General features: G+C 33.0%; 1 protein-coding gene. It reads right to left on the minus strand.

Features of this window, described 5'->3' with window-relative positions; all coding sequences use genetic code 11:
• Nucleotides 1-1,030 precede the first annotated feature (1,030 nt).
• Nucleotides 1,031-1,218, minus strand: a 188-nt coding sequence (locus GVN22_RS27810; RefSeq protein ID WP_205691067.1) for a hypothetical protein, incomplete at its 5' end; no start/stop codon positions are given.

Genomic DNA, 1,218 nt, shown 5'->3' on the forward strand with positions numbered 1-1,218 from the left:
TAAGGACTTGCCAGATTCAAATTCCTTAAGAATCTTTGCAATTTCGGTCGGACTAAATTTGCTGCTTTTCATAATACTTGCCTAAAGTTAAAAAATATCACACTTTTTAAACTTTTAATCCGTACTATTTTTGGGGAAGCTTACAACTACACTTGCCTCTCGTATCATTATTTATTATCTCTTTATAAGATATATTATGGATCGTATTTGCTTTTGCAACAATTAATTACCCTTTTAGGGCTAGTAACTAGATTTAAAATAGGTTAATTTTTATCCGCTAGCAGAATATACAGCTTACAGAAAGCGCTGATACAATATCAAAAAATTATTTAAGTGGAGTCGATATGAGATGGCCGATATTTATATATAAAGGGCAAAAAAGACTCTTTCAGGTGTAATAGAACTTTTTGAATACTTTTCCAGAGTTTTATACACAAAGTTTAAAACTTGGACTTGTAACCTGGATTTTCAAGTAAAAGTATATCTTACGGTTTGTCCAGAACTGTTTAGAGGAGATACTTCTGTAAACTAACAATTGTTAACTATTGGAAATTCTAGGATAGCATTAAGCAACGTGTTTATGTGATAAATGTTCATATCACTAAATAGATAGAATAGATTTCTAGAACATTGTACTATAAAGTCCACAAACTTCTAATTAACTAATTGAATAAAAGCTATTATAGAGTCCCTTCTTCAGTTAATATAGATCTTTGTAGATCTGGTTCTGTTAAGAAGTAAAAATAACCGAACCTAATTATTGACAAATTCTTCAGCAGGTTGATACAAATATTCCCACATAGCACCCTTCATCACTCAATAATGTGATGAGACCACTTTTACCTCTTTCCAAAACTAGCTTTATATTAAGTGGATTTACTTTCATTGACTCACAATGTATGATATTTGTCGTCTAGGCCTTTTCAAAAGATTATTCTTATTAGGCAGTATTTATTTAGGCGGGTGTATCGTAGCCTGCAGTATTGAGTCTTGTAAAACGAAAAAGCCATTCTATCGAGATGGCTTCTGTTTACTTTGTAATATTTGAGAGCTTTTTTACTTTCCCGTATTGGTCGCGACGCGTAGTCCGGGGCGCCCAGCCTGCAGTATCCTCAACGGTACTGAGTTTTGTAAAACGAAAAAAGCCACTCTTTTGGAGTGGCTTCTTTTCTAATTTGTAATATTTTGGAGCTTTTTTACTTTCCCGCATTTGATTGC

This window comes from Cellulophaga sp. BC115SP (assembly GCF_009905545.1).
GTDB lineage: Bacteria > Bacteroidota > Bacteroidia > Cytophagales > Spirosomataceae > Flectobacillus > Flectobacillus rivi.